At 49.3% G+C, this 17,264-nt stretch carries 17 protein-coding genes; 8 read left to right on the forward strand and 9 right to left on the reverse strand.

Going from position 1 to position 17,264, the window contains the following annotated elements:
• Window positions 1–51 precede the first annotated feature (51 nt).
• A complete protein-coding gene (locus BZJ19_RS08380; protein WP_077675280.1) occupies window positions 52–903 on the reverse strand; it encodes an SIS domain-containing protein in 852 nt (283 codons plus the stop codon).
• A 236-nt stretch (window positions 904–1,139) separates the two neighbouring features.
• Here BZJ19_RS08380 and murQ point away from each other — a divergent pair, with 236 nt between their 5' ends.
• Window positions 1,140–2,042 carry an N-acetylmuramic acid 6-phosphate etherase gene (gene murQ, locus BZJ19_RS08385; RefSeq protein ID WP_077675281.1) on the forward strand — a complete coding sequence of 301 codons (903 nt, stop codon included), beginning with the start codon at window positions 1,140–1,142 and terminating at the stop codon, window positions 2,040–2,042.
• A 28-nt stretch (window positions 2,043–2,070) separates the two neighbouring features.
• The gene (gene murP / locus BZJ19_RS08390) at window positions 2,071–3,525 is read left to right on the forward strand and encodes a PTS N-acetylmuramic acid transporter subunit IIBC (RefSeq protein ID WP_077675282.1); all 1,455 of its coding nucleotides are present in this window, start codon (window positions 2,071–2,073) and stop codon (window positions 3,523–3,525) included.
• Between the two features lie 153 nt (window positions 3,526–3,678).
• On the opposite strand, the gene BZJ19_RS08395 is transcribed toward murP, so the two are convergent.
• The 3 genes from BZJ19_RS08395 to nrdD form a co-directional block, all read right to left on the reverse strand.
• Window positions 3,679–4,866, reverse strand: coding sequence for an amino acid aminotransferase (locus BZJ19_RS08395; protein ID WP_077675283.1), 1,188 nt, complete (start codon window positions 4,864–4,866; stop codon window positions 3,679–3,681).
• Between the two features lie 74 nt (window positions 4,867–4,940).
• Complete coding sequence (gene nrdG / locus BZJ19_RS08400) at window positions 4,941–5,438, reverse strand: anaerobic ribonucleoside-triphosphate reductase-activating protein (protein WP_077675284.1); 498 nt, start codon at window positions 5,436–5,438, stop codon at window positions 4,941–4,943.
• A 9-nt stretch (window positions 5,439–5,447) separates the two neighbouring features.
• Complete coding sequence (nrdD, locus tag BZJ19_RS08405) at window positions 5,448–7,589, reverse strand: anaerobic ribonucleoside-triphosphate reductase (protein WP_077675285.1); 2,142 nt, start codon at window positions 7,587–7,589, stop codon at window positions 5,448–5,450.
• Window positions 7,590–7,898: 309 nt separating this feature from the next.
• On the opposite strand from nrdD, the gene BZJ19_RS08410 reads away from it, so the two are divergent.
• The 4 genes from BZJ19_RS08410 (at window position 7,899) to BZJ19_RS08420 (ending at window position 10,526) form a co-directional block, all read left to right on the forward strand.
• Window positions 7,899–8,807 (forward strand): endonuclease/exonuclease/phosphatase family protein, encoded by a 909-nt coding sequence (locus BZJ19_RS08410; RefSeq protein WP_157891169.1) that lies wholly within the window; start codon window positions 7,899–7,901, stop codon window positions 8,805–8,807.
• Window positions 8,808–9,031: 224 nt separating this feature from the next.
• Entirely contained in the window at window positions 9,032–9,157 is a 126-nt protein-coding gene (locus tag BZJ19_RS17350; RefSeq protein WP_268794308.1) for a hypothetical protein, read from the forward strand.
• Between the two features lie 124 nt (window positions 9,158–9,281).
• Entirely contained in the window at window positions 9,282–9,599 is a 318-nt protein-coding gene (locus tag BZJ19_RS08415) for a hypothetical protein (protein WP_077675287.1), read from the forward strand.
• Between the two features lie 99 nt (window positions 9,600–9,698).
• Entirely contained in the window at window positions 9,699–10,526 is an 828-nt protein-coding gene (locus BZJ19_RS08420) for a DUF2797 domain-containing protein (RefSeq protein WP_077675288.1), read from the forward strand.
• Between the two features lie 105 nt (window positions 10,527–10,631).
• Here BZJ19_RS08420 and BZJ19_RS08425 read toward each other — a convergent pair whose 3' ends face one another.
• Complete coding sequence (locus tag BZJ19_RS08425) at window positions 10,632–10,856, reverse strand: DUF3389 family protein (protein WP_069586918.1); 225 nt, start codon at window positions 10,854–10,856, stop codon at window positions 10,632–10,634.
• 5 nt (window positions 10,857–10,861) lie between these two features.
• Window positions 10,862–11,308, reverse strand: coding sequence for a hotdog fold thioesterase (locus BZJ19_RS08430; RefSeq protein ID WP_077675289.1), 447 nt, complete (start codon window positions 11,306–11,308; stop codon window positions 10,862–10,864).
• A gap of 171 nt (window positions 11,309–11,479) precedes the next feature.
• Between BZJ19_RS08430 and BZJ19_RS08435 the strand changes: the two genes are divergently transcribed.
• Both BZJ19_RS08435 and BZJ19_RS08440 read left to right on the forward strand, forming a co-directional pair.
• Window positions 11,480–12,274, forward strand: a complete 795-nt coding sequence (locus tag BZJ19_RS08435) for a M48 family metallopeptidase (RefSeq protein WP_077675290.1) — start codon at window positions 11,480–11,482, stop codon at window positions 12,272–12,274.
• Between the two features lie 182 nt (window positions 12,275–12,456).
• Complete coding sequence (locus BZJ19_RS08440) at window positions 12,457–13,983, forward strand: sensor domain-containing diguanylate cyclase (RefSeq protein WP_162274217.1); 1,527 nt, start codon at window positions 12,457–12,459, stop codon at window positions 13,981–13,983.
• A 6-nt stretch (window positions 13,984–13,989) separates the two neighbouring features.
• On the opposite strand, the gene BZJ19_RS08445 is transcribed toward BZJ19_RS08440, so the two are convergent.
• The 3 genes from BZJ19_RS08445 to BZJ19_RS08455 all read right to left on the reverse strand — a co-directional run bounded on the left by BZJ19_RS08445 (window position 13,990) and on the right by BZJ19_RS08455 (window position 17,146).
• Window positions 13,990–14,451: a PAS domain-containing protein gene (locus BZJ19_RS08445; RefSeq protein WP_069586922.1), complete on the reverse strand. Its 462-nt coding sequence runs from the start codon at window positions 14,449–14,451 to the stop codon at window positions 13,990–13,992.
• A gap of 4 nt (window positions 14,452–14,455) precedes the next feature.
• Entirely contained in the window at window positions 14,456–15,457 is a 1,002-nt protein-coding gene (locus tag BZJ19_RS08450) for a response regulator (RefSeq protein WP_077675292.1), read from the reverse strand.
• 105 nt (window positions 15,458–15,562) lie between these two features.
• The gene (locus BZJ19_RS08455) at window positions 15,563–17,146 is read right to left on the reverse strand and encodes a hypothetical protein (RefSeq protein ID WP_077675293.1); all 1,584 of its coding nucleotides are present in this window, start codon (window positions 17,144–17,146) and stop codon (window positions 15,563–15,565) included.
• Window positions 17,147–17,264 lie beyond the last annotated feature (118 nt).

The raw sequence follows: 17,264 nt of genomic DNA on the forward strand, positions 1-17,264 counted from the left end.
ATAAGGCCTGATTACATCGGGCCTTTTTAATCACACGTCCCTTTAAGCTCATCACGATAAGATCTGTTTGATATCGGATGAAATATCACTGATCAATTGCCGAGCGCTCTCATCTCTTTGTTGCACCAAACTGATAAACAGTAAATCTGTGATCACATTTTGCGCCGTGCGGGACGCAATAGACGAACTGCGATGTTTGATTTCGTCGGCAATGGTATCGAACGTAATGTCTGCGATGTGTCTGATACGACTTCGTCCGGGTCCTAATAAGGCGATCACCTTGGCACCTTGTTCTTTAGCAGCCTCCGTGGCGACTAAAATCTCTTTTCGTTCCCCCGAAAATGAAATGACAATTTGCACGTCATCCACCCCCAACGTGCGCGCGACGGCAATTTGTACATGACTGTCTTGTTCACACAGCGCCGTGATCCCTAGTTTCAATAATTTAAAACTCAGATCTTTCGCAGTCAGCGCCGAGCTGCCAATCCCCACCACTTGTACCCGACGAGCTCTATTAAGCCACGCTACCGCTTGATGACAGGCTTCATAAGAAAGGGCATTGGTAGTTTGAAACATGGCCTCCGTTTTCGCTTTGACTAACTTTTGGGAAATCACCGTCATCGGATCATCAGCTAAGATGTCACTGTGCATCGGTGTCGATTGCATCACTTGCTTACGGCCAATCTCTTCATTCAGCGCCAACTTGAACTCACTGTATCCTTTGTAACCCATTTTTTGGCTGAATTTCACAATGCTCGATTGGCTCACCCCCACCTGCTTAGCCAGCGCTTGGCTCGTTAGCTGCGCCGCTTTCTCTGGATGCGCGACAACCCAATCGCCAATCAGGCACCCGCGCTGCGACAATTGTGTCCGCCGAGCCAAAATTTTATTGATAATTGACATAACGCCTCAATAATATAAATAAATTATTCCAATATTGGAATTACATCGAATACCCCTAAATTGCTGAAAAAGCATCATTCACCTGCATATTAAGCGCCATTTACCCCAAGTATTATCGATATTATTCCAGAATCACAGTGTATAAAGAATAACCATAACAGTGATTTTGATCACTATATTGGAAYATTTTATTCCATAGAATCGCCGTCAAATAACAGCTGATGTGAGAACAAGGCATGACAATTGATTTAAGCGGATTGGTCACAGAAAGCCGCAACCCGGCCAGTGCAGAGATAGACACACTTTCAACGGTCGAAATGCTGCAAGTGATCAACGATGAAGACCAAAAAGTGGCGCTTGCGGTGAAAGCCGTCTTGCCACAAATTGCGCAAGTGGTTGATGCAATTACTCATGCATTTGCACACGGCGGACGCTTAATCTACATGGGTGCGGGAACATCTGGTCGCTTAGGTGTCTTGGATGCCAGCGAATGTCCTCCCACCTATGGCACACATCCGGATCAAGTCATTGGGCTTATCGCGGGTGGCCATCAAGCTATTTTAAAGGCGGTGGAAAACGCGGAAGATAACGAGCAACTAGGCCAAGACGATTTACAGTCACTCAACCTAACCGATAAAGATGTAGTTGTCGGTATTGCGGCGAGCGGTCGTACGCCCTATGTACTCGGCGGATTAGCCTATGCAAAAACCATTGGCGCCATGACAGCATCGATTGCTTGTAATCCTCATTGCCAAATGGCTGAGGCCGCAGATGTTGCGATTCTGCCCATCGTAGGGCCCGAAGTCGTCACCGGCTCTTCGCGCATGAAAGCCGGTACCGCGCAAAAGCTCGTCCTCAATATGTTGACATCTGGAGCAATGATCCGCAGCGGTAAAGTGTTTGGTAACCTGATGGTTGATGTTGAAGCCACTAACGCCAAACTGATCCAACGCCAAATCAATATTGTGGTGGAGGCAACCGGCGCCTCAAAAGCGTTGGCTGAACAGGCCCTCTGCGCATGCGATCGTCATTGCAAAACCGCCATCTTGATGATTTTGGCCGATTTGGACGCCGAGCAAGCAAAAACTCTCCTCACCGAGCACAACGGTTTTATTCGTGCAGCCCTCCATCGTGATTAACTATTTTAAGCTCCAGAGGATCGCCCCCATGGCCAAAATCACTGCAAATACCGTCGCGCAACTGCTGTCCGCCGTTGGAGGGAGCAGCAATATCAGTCGATGTGGTAACTGTATGACAAGACTGCGGTTATCCCTTGCCAATAACAGCTTGGCTGACCAGTCAGTTCTCAAAACAATCCCCGGCGTTATGGGGGTGGTCGAGAGCGATGAGCAGTTTCAAATTATTCTCGGGCCCGGTAAAGCACAGCAAGCCGCAGAGATGATGAATCAGCTTCTTGAATCCTTGACCGTCAGTGGTGACGAAGCATCGGCTGCGACGCAGCCAGATCTGTCTACACTGGCGGCCGAGCAAAAACAACAGCTAAAAAGCAAACAAACCAGCGCTATTCAACGCTTTCTGAGTAAGTTTGCCACCATATTCACGCCACTGATCCCCGGCTTTATTGCCGCGGGCTTGCTACTTGGTTTTGCGACCTTGTTAGAGCAGATGTTTGTACTGGGCCAAACCCCGAGTCCGTTTGTGGTCGATTTGATCGCGTATATGCAAGTATTTGGCAAAGGCTTATTCGCGTTTCTGAGTATCTTACTCGGCTACAACGCTCAGCAAGCGTTTGGTGGCTCGGGCGTCAATGGTGCCATTCTCGCGTCTTTGTTTGTGTTGGGCTATGACCCCGACGCCAGTTCGGGCATCTACTCGGGCATGAGTGAGTTTTTTGGAATGACGATCGATCCTCGCGGCAATATTATTGGCGTATTGATCGCAGCCATTGTCGGTGCGCAAGTAGAACGTCAGGTTCGCAAATACATGCCAGACGATCTCGATATGATTTTAACCTCGCTCATCACCCTATTTATCATGGGTGCAGTCACCTTCTTGTTGATCATGCCGATCGGTGGCGAGCTATTCAAAGCAATGTCTTGGCTGTTCCTTAACTTAAACGATAACCCGTTAGGTGCTGCGGTTTTAGCCGGCGTGTTCCTGATTTCTGTGGTATTCGGCATTCACCAAGGATTCGTCCCTGTGTACTTCGCGTTGATGGAGGCCCAAGGCTTTAATTCGCTGTTTCCTATTCTCGCGATGGCGGGTGGTGGCCAAGTGGGTGCATCCATGGCGCTGTATTTCAAAGCGAAGAAAGATGCGCTACTGCGCACCCAAGTGAGAGGCGCAATTATTCCTGGCCTGCTCGGTATTGGTGAACCACTAATTTATGGCGTGACCTTACCTCGCGTGAAGCCCTTTGTGACAGCATGTATTGGTGGCGCAGCCGGCGGATTTTTTATCGGTCTGGTGTCGTACTTAGGTCTGCCGGTTGGCTTGAACACAGTATTCGGCCCTTCAGGTATCGTAGCGATCCCGTTGATGACGTCAGATAGCGGCATTTTCCCGGGCATGCTGATCTTTGTTGCCGGACTGCTTATCGCTTATGTGGTTGGCTTTCTCGCGACATACTTCTTTGGCTGTAAAAATGTCGATTTAAGCTAGTTCATCATCCCCCATCCACATGAACCAGCTTGCGCCCTTGTCTTCTCAAGGGCGCACCTTTTTCTACGTCCGCATGCGCGTTTTACACTGACAAAAAAGAGGGCCTAGCAATATGCGCTAAAAGCCCTCTTCCGTTATACAACCCGCGCTAAATTAAGAACGCGTTACGTCCACCAGCGCATCGGCCAGTGTATCAATATGGCGCTCCGCTAAGCCGGCAATATTGATGCGGCTATCTCCAACCGCATAGACGCCATGCTTATCACGCAGTTGATTGACTTGTTCTGTGCTCAATCCCAAGACAGAGAACATCCCGCGGTGCTGTTGAATAAAGTCAAAGTAGCCATCACCGGTTCGATCGCGTAAAGCTGCCGTCAGGCCCTCACGCAGGCGGTTAATGCGTGTGTTCATTGCTTCGATTTCTTCGCGCCACTGCTTCGTGAGGGCGTCGTCGGTGAGGATGGTTTCGACGATCGCCGCCCCATGATCCGGTGGCATGGTGTAGGTGCTACGCGCCAGCTGCAAAATACGTCCTTTGGCATTTTGCGCTTCTTTGGCTGATTTACCCACTACAATGGCAGCACCGGTACGCTCACGATAGAGGCCAAAGCTTTTCGAGCAAGAGGTAGCAATCAGCATCTCTTCAACATTATCGGCTAACACACGTAGGCCACGCGCATCTTCATCTACGCCATCTCCAAACCCTTGATACGCAATATCAACAAACGGAGTAAAGCCATTGCGATTAGCCAGATCAGTGATTGCTTCCCACTCTTTCAGGCTAATGTCCGCTCCCGTTGGGTTATGACAACAGCCATGCAGTAACACCACGTCGTCAGCGCCGGCTTGAGACAATGCATTCAGCATGGCATCGGTATCCACCATTTTGGTGTCTCGATTGAAATACGGGTAGAACTTGACCGTTAGGCCTGCCGCTTCCATGACAGGTTTGTGGTTCACATAGCTTGGGTCAGTAAGCCATACCGTGGTCACCGGCTTGGCGAGATGCATCAAGTCAGCCAGCATCCGCAACGCACCGCTCGCACCCGGGGTTTGTACTGCGGCACAGCGATGGTAAGCATCCGTACCCTTCAGCAGTAGATCAACCATGGCTTGGTTGAAGTTTTCATTGCCAGCAAGGCCAACATAGGCTTTGGTTTGCTGGCTTTGCGCCAATGATTGCTGCGCGGTTTTAACCGCTTGCATAATCGGTGTTTGCCCGTGACTGTCACGATATACACCAATGCCCAAATCCATTTTGTGCTCACGAGGATCGTCACGAAATGCCAATGACAAAGAGAGGATCGGATCCTGCTGGGCAGGCGAGAGCAGATCTAACATAGTATTACGTCCTTTTAGGCTTGGATGCTCAAGATACGTAATACCCTACCCCATGCGGGAAAATTGGCAACCTCTCAGCGCTGATTCTCTTGCCACTGCTGGGCTCGCTCGGACAAAAAGTGTACGCATTGGTTGTCACTCCCTCGCCAGACCAAGTTAGGATCGGCGCGAGATTGTATAAACTTCCCATCAATCAGCACATCAACGTAAGCCAATATTGCTTGTTGTTCCGGCGAGAGATCCGCCAAAGTATAACCACTCCATAGCCAAACATCCTTGTCTGGTGCATGCTCGCCCACCTTTTGTAACAATAATTTTACACCATTGAGATTGGCAGGATGCAGGGGGTCACCACCACTCAGTGATAAGCCACGCCTTGGAACACGGGTATCCGTGAGATCGCGCATGATTTGCTCACACATTAAATCCGTGAATGGATGGCCGCTGGTAAGCGACCATGTTGATTTATTGTAACAGCCACGACACTGATGCTCACAACCCGAGACAAACAATGTGCACCGTGTGCCGGGACCATTCACGACATCAATAGGAATGTATTTGTGGTAGTTCACGCCCCTCTCCTACATGTGTTTGACGCGACGAATCACTTCTTGTTGTTTACCCGGATTAAATGGCCGCGTATCAGGACTGCCCAAGTAACCACAGACACGGCGCGTGACCGATACTTTGGCGGGATCATGGTTGCCGCATGCAGGGCAGGTAAATCCTTTACTGGTGCAATCAAATTCCCCTGTGAATCCACACTCGTAACACTCATCAATAGGCGTATTGGTCCCATAGTAAGGCACACGTGTGTAGCTATAGTCCCAAACATTTTCGAGCGCTTCGATGTTGTGCTGCATGTTGGGGTACTCGCCGTAACAAATAAATCCGCCATTTGCTAAGCGTGGATAATCCATTTCAAAATCAATCTTATCGTAAGGCGTCACCTGCTTTTCCACGTCTAAGTGGAAACTGTTGGTGTAGTAGCCTTTATCTGTGACCCCTTCAATCATTCCAAAGGCTTTGGTATCGAGTTGGCAAAAACGACTGCACAGGTTTTCACTCGGTGTGCTGTACAAACTAAAGCCGTAGCCCGTTTCTTCTTTCCAGCGCTCCGTCGCATCATGTAAATACGCGACTATTGCCTTGGCTTTTTTCTGTTTAATCACGCTGTCGTAGAGATGAGGATCACTGCCGTATAGAGCATTGATGGTCTCATGCAATCCGATATACCCTAAGGAGACAGATGCGCGACCATTTTTAAAAATCTCGCTCACGTCATCATCGGCATTAAGACGTACGCCACAGGCCCCTTCCATGTACAAAATCGGCGCAACACGGGCCTTCACCCCTTTAAAACGTGCAATACGGGTATCCAAGGCTTGGCGGGCAATATTAAGCGTGGCATCTAGGCGCGCAAAGAATGTCTCTTCATCGCCTTCAGCCTCAATCGCCAATCGCGGTAAATTGACACTGACCACCCCCAAGTTATTGCGTCCCTCGTGGACCCACTCACCATTTTCTTGATAGGCGCTTAAAAAGCTGCGGCATCCCATGGGCGTTTTAAAAGAACCGGTTACCTGAACGACTTGCTCATAGTTGAGAATATCGGGATACATGCGTTTGGACGCACACTCCAACGCAAGCTGTTTGATGTCGTAATTCGGATCTGAAGGATGACGGTTGAGCCCTTCGCGAATGCAAAACACAAGTTTAGGAAAAACCGCCGTTTTGCGATTTTCGCCCAAGCCCGCAATACGATTGGCAAGGATGGCTCGTTGCACCGCACGGGCGGCCCAGCTTTGTCCGAGTCCGAAGCCAAAGGTCACAAATGGCGTCTGCCCATTGGCGGTATGCAAGGTGTTCACTTCATACTCCAGCGACTGAAACGCATCGAAGCATTCTTTCTCGGTACGTGCCATGGCGTATTCATCCGCCTTGGCAATGGACCAAGTTTGCGCCACTTTTAGGTGTTTGTGATAGCTGGCTTCGACATAGGGCGCCAGCACTTCATCGATACGGTTAATCGTGGTACCACCATAAATATGACTGGCCACTTGCGCGATGATTTGTGCCGTTACCGCGGTTGCAGTCGAGATGGACTTTGGCGGCGCAATTTCCGCATTACCCATCTTAAAGCCTTTTTGCAACATGCCCGCCAAGTCAATCAACATACAGTTAAACATCGGGAAGAAAGGCGCATAATCGAGATCGTGATAATGGATTTCTCCCGATTCATGCGCACGTACCACCGCACTGGGTAGCATATGTTGTTTGGCATAGTGCTTGGCGACAATACCGGCCAGCAGATCCCGCTGAGTTGGGATCACTTTGCTATCTTTATTGGCATTTTCGTGCAACAGCTCGGTGTTCGTTTGTCCTACCAAGCCTTGCACTTCGTGATTCAATCGGCCACGGCGTTCACGGGCAATATCGCGATCGTGACGATACTCAATGTAGGCACGTGCAACCGCTTTATGCGGCCCAGACATTAGCGCATCTTCCACGGCATATTGAATGTGGTCGATATCCACTTCTTTCTCGCCAGCGAACTGGGTTGCGATCTTATCGGCCAATGATCGAATCGCCTGATCCGATAACGAACACGAACGCGTCTCCTGCACACGCTGTGCCGATTCTCGCGCACAAGTTACCGCTTGAACAATCCGGTCTGCATCAAATGAGACGCGTGTTCCGTCGCGCTTTATTACCGCTGGCATATGCCCTCCATCACCATATATTGGATTTAAACCTAGCAAACAACACAAGATGTGGCATTTAATAGCAAGTGGGGTCGCCATTGTGTTGATACAGATCATCGAAGTTTCGAATAGAGAAATTCGGAGGAATAAACGCGTACAAGGTCATCAATGTTGTGATGAATTGTTGTGACTTTTGTTAGTTAAAATCAAACCTTGTCCGCATTTTGTGGGTTCGATCAAATGTGACTTACAGGCTTCAAGTAAGATCACAGTTATGAAGTCATAATTGAGGTTTACGCCACTGTGATCCGGCGGTTTGGAATCGTAGTGATACTTTGGGCGGTAACGTGCCCGAGCTTTGCGCTGACGATAGCAACATGGAACTTTGAATGGTTAACTCTAAAAGGCGATCAACGCGCTGGAGATCGTGGTGACGAAGATTACCATCAACTTGCCTCGGTTTTTGAACAGCTTTCGCCGGACGTGCTCGCGTTTCAAGAAGTCGATAGTCCGGCGGCACTCGCACGCGTTGTACCCAGCGATCAATACACTTATTACTTTTCTGACCGCTACCCCGCGCTGCGTGATAAACCCAATAGTCAACAACTGACTGGCATTGCGGTACGCAATGGATGGACTGTCTCGGATCCAAACGATCTTCGCGCGATCGCGTTACCCCACTTTTTTGGTATCCCAGCGCTACGCTATGCCACCTACGTGATTATTACGCCCCCTGAACAAGCGCCGTTTCATATGCTGTCTGTCCATCTGAAATCAGGTTGTTTTCATCAATCACAAGGCACCCGAAGCTGCGATAAACTTAACAAGCAGATGCGTGTCTTAGCCGATTGGGTGAGTGATCGTCATCATGCTGGCGAACACGTCGTGGTCGCAGGCGATTTTAATCGCTACATCGGTGAGAGCGATGATGCCGTTTGGCGAGACTTTCAGACGCGTCTGGTTGAAAAGTCCCCCACACCGACCCATTTAATAAACGTCACCGCGTCTGTCCGAGCACGCTGTAAGGCAAGACGGTACAACCATCGAACCCAATCGTGGAATCAAGTTATGTATAACCGCTTGGTGGATCACATCTTAGTCAGTGAACCTTTAGCCAAGCAGTGGCAATACAGCTACCAGCATCACTTTGATTACCACACCGTGATGCGTTACCGTTTAAGTGACCATTGTCCCATTGTGGCGCAGTTCACTCAGCCAGCAGCTTCGCAACGCTAACTCAAAACACATTATTGCTGTGGTTAACTTGTCACAATACTGACATCGAGCCGCCATAGACTGAATACACTGATGGCAATCAACCATCTAAATCGTTTAATGTGGTCAATTAGTAAAAAGACGCAACCTGTCGTCTGGCACCCTGAGTCAGCTAACTGCCATGTACAAACTAAAAGGGGAAACCGCTAAGCCTTGAAAACAGGCGCAGCACAAGGAGAACCATCATGGATACATTACAACAGCACGTGATCCCAACCGATGACGATCTGCTTGCCGACTATCTCGGCAATGCTACCGGCTTCGAGGAAGACGACGTATTTGGCGATGATGTAGAAGACGCATCCCGCTAACGGATATCATTGCGTCACTCGTCACTAGTGACGTACGAATCTTTCAGTTTTAACGCAGCGCTGACAACGTTCCCGCCGCCACTTTGCTAGGTTGTCAGCAAATCCACCGACTTAACGATGCGTCATGAAAAAAATCCTCTCGATGTCCATGCTTTTTGCTTCAATCCTGTCTTTCAATGCATTTGCTGCGCCGGAATTGATTGCCAAATCCACCCTCGATTTTGGTGATTTTGAGAAGACCGCCAATATCGAGATCCAAGGAAACATTCAAGAAGATGTGCTGCGGTTAGCCGAGCGTGGCGTTCAAGATCAAGACGCAGACTATTTCGTGATTGAACACATTAACGAAGACACACAAGAAGAAGTGTTAGTCGTCTCGGTGAGCCTGTACCGTGAACATGCCACCGACAACCAACAAATGGTTGAAGACCGCCTCGGCTAACGATTAGCCAAACACAGGCGAGTCGCTGCTGGCCTGTGTTTTCCCGCCTGACGTCCGTGCACGCCATTTGCTACACTTGCCGCTCTTAATAAAACTAAAATGAGCAATGTCGTGATTGGAACCTTAGATAAGATGCGCACAGAAGCCGGCGCAGAGGTACAGTACTTTCTGCGTGTCGGTGACGAAGAGCTGCATCTCAACCCTCTCCTTGGACAAACACTAACCCTGACCCACACTGGCAATATCTTTTGCGATGCGTGTGGGCGAAAAACAAAAAAGAGTTACTCGCAAGGTCATTGTTATCCGTGCATGAAAAAGCTCGCCCGCTGCGACATGTGTATTATGAAACCTGAAACCTGCCACTATGCTCAAGGGACGTGTCGCGAGCCAGAATGGGGAGAGCAGTTTTGCATGACAGACCACATCGTCTATCTAGCTAACACGTCTGGGTTAAAAGTCGGAATTACTCGCGCTAACCAGATGCCAACCCGCTGGCACGATCAAGGCGCCACGCAGGCTCTTCCGCTGTTTCGGGTAAAAAGACGTCATATTTCTGGACTGGTTGAAGTCGCCATGGCACAACATGTCGCGGATAAAACCAATTGGCGCGCTATCTTAAAAGGCGATAATGGTCAGCTCGATCTCCACGCCGAAGCGGCACGACTGACTCAAGCGATTGAGTCAGAACTTGCGGATATCCGCCTACAGTATGGTGGCGATGCGGTTCAACCCGCCGCACTGGATGCCCTGAGCTTTAGTTACCCTGTCACTAAACACCCCACCAAAATCAGCTCTCATAACTTTGATAAACACCCTGAAGTCAGTGGTGTATTACAAGGGATCAAGGGTCAGTATCTGATATTTGATACGGGCGTGATCAATGTGCGCAAGTTTACCAGCTACGAGATAAGCGCGTCGCACAGTTAATCGTGCGTCTAACCTGCCACACTGTGCAAGTGATGATTAACACTTGCACGGTGTGTCTTTCTATCGATCTCCAGAGGAAGATGGTATCTATTGGGATCAATCAAATTACTGCGGTTGGATACCGGTAATATCTGAAATTAACGCAATATGTTGCGCACTTAACGGCAGTGACCAACGGACATCGCCAGCATCAGCCACCAACACATTAGCATCCGCGATCATCTGCAGAGAGTCGGATTGAACCTGCATACTCAATTTCATTGCGGGCAATTTGATCACCACTTCATGCGCGGTCACGATTAGCTTGCCGTGTTCGATATCAACGACCATCTTACTCAGTCCTCCAACGATTTATCGGCGCGTTTATCGGTGAGCACTGCCATAGTGAGTCGGCTTACACACACCTCTCGACCTCGCTCATCGTAAATAGTGATATTCCAGACCTGGGTGGTTGCCCCAAGATGCACAGGACTTGCCACGCCAGTCACTGTCCCCTGTCGCATCGCGCGCAAGTGATTGGCATTGATATCTAACCCAACACAATACTTACCGTCAGGCACACACATGTTTGCCGCCAACGACCCCAGCGTTTCTGCGAGCACCACAGACGCGCCACCGTGCAACATGCCTAAAGGTTGATGGGTATGGGGAGCCACAGGCATGGTCCCAGTGAGGCTCGATTCATCAAATGCCGTATACTCTATGCCCAAATGAGCAACCAAGGTATTACTCGAAGAAGCATTCAAAGCCTCCAATGACATCGCTTTTTTCCAAATGCTCACACTTTGCCTCTATTTTTCATCGTCGCTATGGATGTTTGTCATACTGTTGGGTGGGATCAAGCTACATGTCATGAAAGCCCGATATTGAAAACGGCGTCTAGTTGATTACTATACGTTAGTTTTTTCAGCAGCTTGCCATCATCAACGAGTATAACCATAAAGGGAGCCCTCATGCTACGCATCGCAAAAACCGTGTTCTTGTCAGCAAGCCTCACGATATTGCTCTCAGCATGCGCACACTCTCCCACCGGGCGCAATCAACTATTACTGTTTTCAAGTGACCAAATGGCTAACCTTGGTCAACGCTCTTTCGAAGAGATGAAACAATCTCAGCCGATTAGTTCCGACCAAGCCATCAATGCCTATGTACAATGTGTCACCGATGCTATTTTGGCCGTCGTACCCCCACAGGCAGATTTCTCCGAATGGGAAGTAGTCGTATTTGATAGCGAGCAAGTCAATGCCTTTGCACTACCGGGGGGCAAAGTGGGCGTTTATACAGGTTTACTCAATGTGGCAGACACTCCAGATCAGCTCGCGGCAGTAATCGGGCATGAAATCGGACATGTACTGGCTGACCACAGCAACGAGCGCCTATCTCGCTCTCAACTCGCCACGCTGGGACTCACCATCACAGGCATGTCAATGTCTGACAGCCCATACGCTGCGATGGCTATGGCCGGTTTAGGGCTTGGCGTGCAAGTAGGGATTTTACTGCCCTACAATCGTGCGCAGGAGTCTGAATCTGACAAAATTGGCTTACAGCTTATGCATCAAGCTGGCTTTGATCCGAGTGCGAGTGTCGCCTTATGGCAAAACATGGCCGAAGCCTCAGAGGGTGCGCCACCAGAGTTACTCTCGACCCACCCATCGCCTGACACTCGTATTCAAGCGCTAGAAAAAGGCGTAAAGGCGCTTCCCCAGGTGCCTCACCGTTTAACGCCGCACTGTGAAAAGCCCAGCTAGCCGCTCTAGCGCAAACATTCCATTAACATAGTGAAGAACATCACACACTGCTCCAAATCACGCTGATGTAAAGGACCTCAGCCACATTAGGTTACAGGTGTCACACAACAAATTAACTTATATGTTACGCTTATGTTTTAGGCCACACGCAGCGAACACCACTTGTGATGAAGCAGTTGTTAATGTTTCTGTTAAGCGTCTTGCTTGTGCCGGTAGCCCTTGCCACGCCACAGAGTCAAGTCGACCTATTCGATCAGATGTTTGAAAAAAATACGCTGGTAATGATGTTGATCGTGCCAGATAGTGGTGAAATTGTGGCAGCCAACCCTGCCGCGAGTCGGTTTTATGGCTATTCGAACAATGAACTAACTCAAATGAGCATCAGTGATATCAATGACTTATCACCAGATGCAGTCGCTGAAGAGCGCAAACTCGCCAAACTTGAAAACCGAAATTATTTTGTTTTTCGTCATCGCACGGCCGACGGCTCATCCCGCACCGTAGAAGTCTCGTCGGTACCTGTCGACTATCGAGGTACGACATTACTCTTCTCAATTATTACTGATATTAGCGATTTCCGCACCACGCAAGAGTCCCTCTGGCATTATCAAAACCGACTCGAACAGATGGTCGCGACACAAACCGAGCAAATCGAAAGGCAAAAGGATCACCAACTCGTCATTACCTCACTGATCATCTTTCTTTTGGGTGCAGGGCTCGCGGTCATGTGGTTAGTGCTAAGCAAATCCAGACGGACGGAATACGAGCTAAAGCTTGAACGACGGCGTCTCGATGAAATTATTCGCGGCACCCATGTGGGCACGTGGGAATGGCATATTCCCTCTGGGGAGCTGGTAATCAATGAGCGTTGGGCCGAAATCTTGGGTTACCAGAAAGAGGAGCTTACCCCAGCTTCTTTTGAAACTTGGAAAAAACTCTGCCATAGCGACGATTTCAACCGTGCATCGAAAGAGATAGAAGCAGCGTTCAGTGACAACAATCCCTTTTATGAGTGTGAATTCCGCATGCTACATAAAGACGGGTTTTGGGTATGGGTATTGGCGAAGGGAAAAATTATGGAGTGGGACCGGAACCACCAACCACTGCGGATGGCGGGCACCCATCAAGACATCAATGAGACCAAACGCTTATATCTTCAATTCGAGCATATGGCACATACCGATACCTTAACCGGTGCTTTAAATCGTGTTGCGTTTAAACAACGTGCCGATGTCGTCATGGATCAAGCACGTCAGCAAAGCGCTCACTTTGCGCTTTTGTTTATCGACCTTGATGGCTTTAAGAAAATAAACGATACCTATGGCCATGATGCGGGAGACTGTGTGCTCATTGAAACGACTAAAAGAATGGGACATAGCATCCGTAATTCCGACACGCTAGCACGACTCGGTGGAGATGAATTTGCGGTCATTCTCGAGTACACCAGTCAGCCAGACGATGCTGCGCGCGTGGCAACCAAAATTATTGCCAGCCTAGATAAACCTTTTGACGTAGGAGACGGACAACAGGCGCGACTCTCTGCCAGTATTGGCATTGCTTGCTACCCTGAACATGGCGAGTCTGTCGAACAACTACTCAATTGCTCTGACGCCGCGATGTATTACGCCAAAAAGTCGCTATCTGGTGGCACCTACGCTTTTTGCGAGCCGGAACACCTATCATCGTCACCACACGACAATCAAAACTAAGCGTGGTTATGACGACGCAGTTCGAGTCGGTGCTGTGGCTCGGGGCGTTTGGCTTGCTAAGGCTTCATTGGTCACATCTTGAATCGAAATGAACATATGATTCACCTCACCACGCGTATTTGCCATGGGGTGCATGGTGACGTTTTGATACATAAAGGGAAGTTGACCGGTAATAGGGCGCACGTGACGGCAACGAAACAAGTAAGGGCGCTGCTGCCAGACAATAAAGCTACGGCAGCGTAACTCAAACACAGGCTGTGATTTGGCGCGAAACCAAGGCTCGTTGATTTCCGGAAACACCTCGAATAAGGTGCGATTTTGCACATCCTTGGCGTGTTTGCCGCTGTGGTGAACCATAAAGCCGTTCCACATCTGAATTTGGAAATCTTTGTCTAGCACAATCAATCCCATATCAATGTGTTGCACCATATCGAGCATCCAATGGAATTGATCAAAATCTTCTGTCATCGCCTTACTCCTCGTCCATCAGATAAGCCAACTTCGCATCCAATAAAGGTAGCGATTCATCCAGTAATAACAGCAATAGATCGCACTTAATCTCGGTGCCATCAATCTGGTAGCTCACTTCAATGGTCACCGTGCGTTTCCATGAGCCTTTCATCGCGGCTATCAAATAGTCCGCTTCTACATGTTGCCCCATTAATGCCGGATAGCTTTGCGAAAACTCGAGCGCAGCTTGCTCACCGAGCCCTCGCAAAAAGGCACTAATCAAGATATTACTAATGTCGACTAACAGCTCGAGTTCATTATCGAGAGAGCCGTCATCGGGGTAATCCAACAAGTCAATCATGTCACTGATACTGGAATCGCTGATCAGCATTAATGCTTCACCGGCAATTCCTTCGCCACTAAAACCTTGGCACACGCCGTTCATGGTATCTGACTGTGCTAAGTGGCGAATGGTCATGGTCAATTCAGTGACCTCAAACACGTTAACTTGCGGCAAGGGCATGTGAACAAAGACACCACAGTGACGTGCTAGCTTATCTGCCGCCTGCCCCATAGCGATGTTGACCACTTCCATATAAATATCGCGCCGGCTCAGTTTCTCCTTCGGTGCATGGGAGCGCTCCGTCTCCGAGGCGGTTGCGGTGGGCAAATAGGCTTTAATCAATGCCTCAACGCGCTCGCGGCTAATGGGCTTTTTAACAAAGTCTTTCGCCCCCCGTTCAAGCACTTGCTGCTGAGCGAGCGGTTGAATATCCCCAGACACCACCACGACGGGGACTGTCATCCCATCGGCTTGCATCGCTTCAAGGGTTTGATAACCATCCAATTCCGGCATGGTTAAATCAAGGAACATAATATCGATCGACTGACTGTTTAAAACATCTAACGCCACCTTGCCATTCTCGGCAAAGTGCACCTCGGCATCTAAGTCTTTGGGTAAGGTTCGCGCGAGCTGCTTGCGTGCCAATGCGGAATCATCAGTGATCAGAATTTGTGTGGTCAAAAGCCTCTCCTTGTCGACTTCTTAACTGAGAGTGTGGCTGGGTCAACACAGTAAGCATAAACCAAGATGAACAGGGATGAGGGCAAACCAGTCAAAATACTGTCTTTATCGGTCACTGGTTTGGGTTTCAGCCAAGTCACACAGAGCCTGAAGGCGATCCGCGCGACTGATTAAGTGAGGGTGTTGTAAGTACAAATGATGCAGGCAGACCAAACAAAGCTGAACACAATCGTTCACCTTTTCGCTGATCGTTTCTGGATCTTCAAAAAACTCTCCCGTTAACAACGCCTGCCAATCCTCAGCGAGTGCACTAATCATAGAAATATCTAACGGCGCATTCACAAGATGGCGCGCCGCGGATTCAATGCGCGCCATGTCATCACTAGCAGCAAAAATATTTCGTAACGCAATAATTGCGTCCACCAGCGCCCCTTGCGTGTTGGGACGTTTTGCCGCGGCATATAAGCGGGACATGGCTAAACGAATGCCGCTCGAATCCGTATCATCGACCAACATGCTCCAACGCTCGATGTCCACCAAATCGAGTTCACCTATCGCGATAGGATCACTGGTTTCGGCCACTGAACCAAAATCTTGCCGACGGTTATCCAGTGAAAAAGGATCAATGCGCCAGACCCACTCGGGCGCGACAAAGGGTTTGTATTCTGTGAGGTAGCAAAGCGCCATACACAAAGTGATATTGAGCTCCGTGGTTTGCTGATCGGTATTCGCATCCATCACTTCATCTGGCCAATCGTCATCTTCGAGGAAGTCACCAAAGTTGATCGCAAACGCATAGCCCGACTCCAACATAAAGCCGTTATTGCGTCGTTTGGCCATTAACCCCGGTGCTTGAAGTACATATTCAGCAATACTCGGGGTATAGCGGCGAATGCTTCCCCATTTGGTATCCAATTCCGCTAAGTTGGTGAGTGCCGCATTACGAAATCCAACAAACATCGGAATATGTGCCACTTCGCCATCGGCAAGACTGCGGGCGATATCCAACATTTCTTGTACAGTGCTGACAAAGCGATCCGCAGAGACAATCCCGCGGATCCGCATCAAGTCATAACTGTTGATTAAAATCGATACCGGCAAGCTCGCCAAACTCACCACACCACGATGCCCGGTTGCATCTTTGTAGTCACCGAACGTTTGCTGAGGATCATTGCCTATGGCGTCAAACAATCGCTCGAGGGACGGGTCGGCCAAAATACGCTTTTGCACAATCTTACTGATTGGAAACTGTTCGATAGCAGCCGTTAAGTAACCTGCCCCACGATGGAAAAGATGAGGACGATGGCCCGCTTTGATCAAAAAGAGTGGATAGAGCTCACCGGCAAGCTGACAGAAAGCACTGATAAGCGGATCAACGCTATTAACACGCGTTGCCAACTCTCCACCTTGTTGTGCACGCCACACATTGAAGATATGACGACCATTTTGCATCACATGGGGCAGACGGTAAAAGAAAGATTGCTCGCTCTCCCCCTGCTCCACCGCAGACACACGTAGCTGTCGACACAGCTCGACATATTGGTTGAGTGTGTCGCGCTGTGTGCGGCTTAGCCCCAATTTTTGCATCAAAATCAGTCGGCCTTCCGCCTCTGTGACATTGAGAATGTAGCTCACCACCCGGTGACCCATGGTTTTCACAAAGTGCGGAATAGCCGGATAGGACATCATGCTTATCCGCCTATTTTTAATCGAAAAATCAATCCAGTTTTTATCACCGTTATCGGCAGAAAACGGCAACTCTCCACCGTGACTATCGTTAACATCGTACTCGTCACATCGTCTCGTG

It is taken from the genome of Salinivibrio proteolyticus (assembly GCF_001996165.1).
GTDB lineage: Bacteria > Pseudomonadota > Gammaproteobacteria > Enterobacterales > Vibrionaceae > Salinivibrio > Salinivibrio proteolyticus.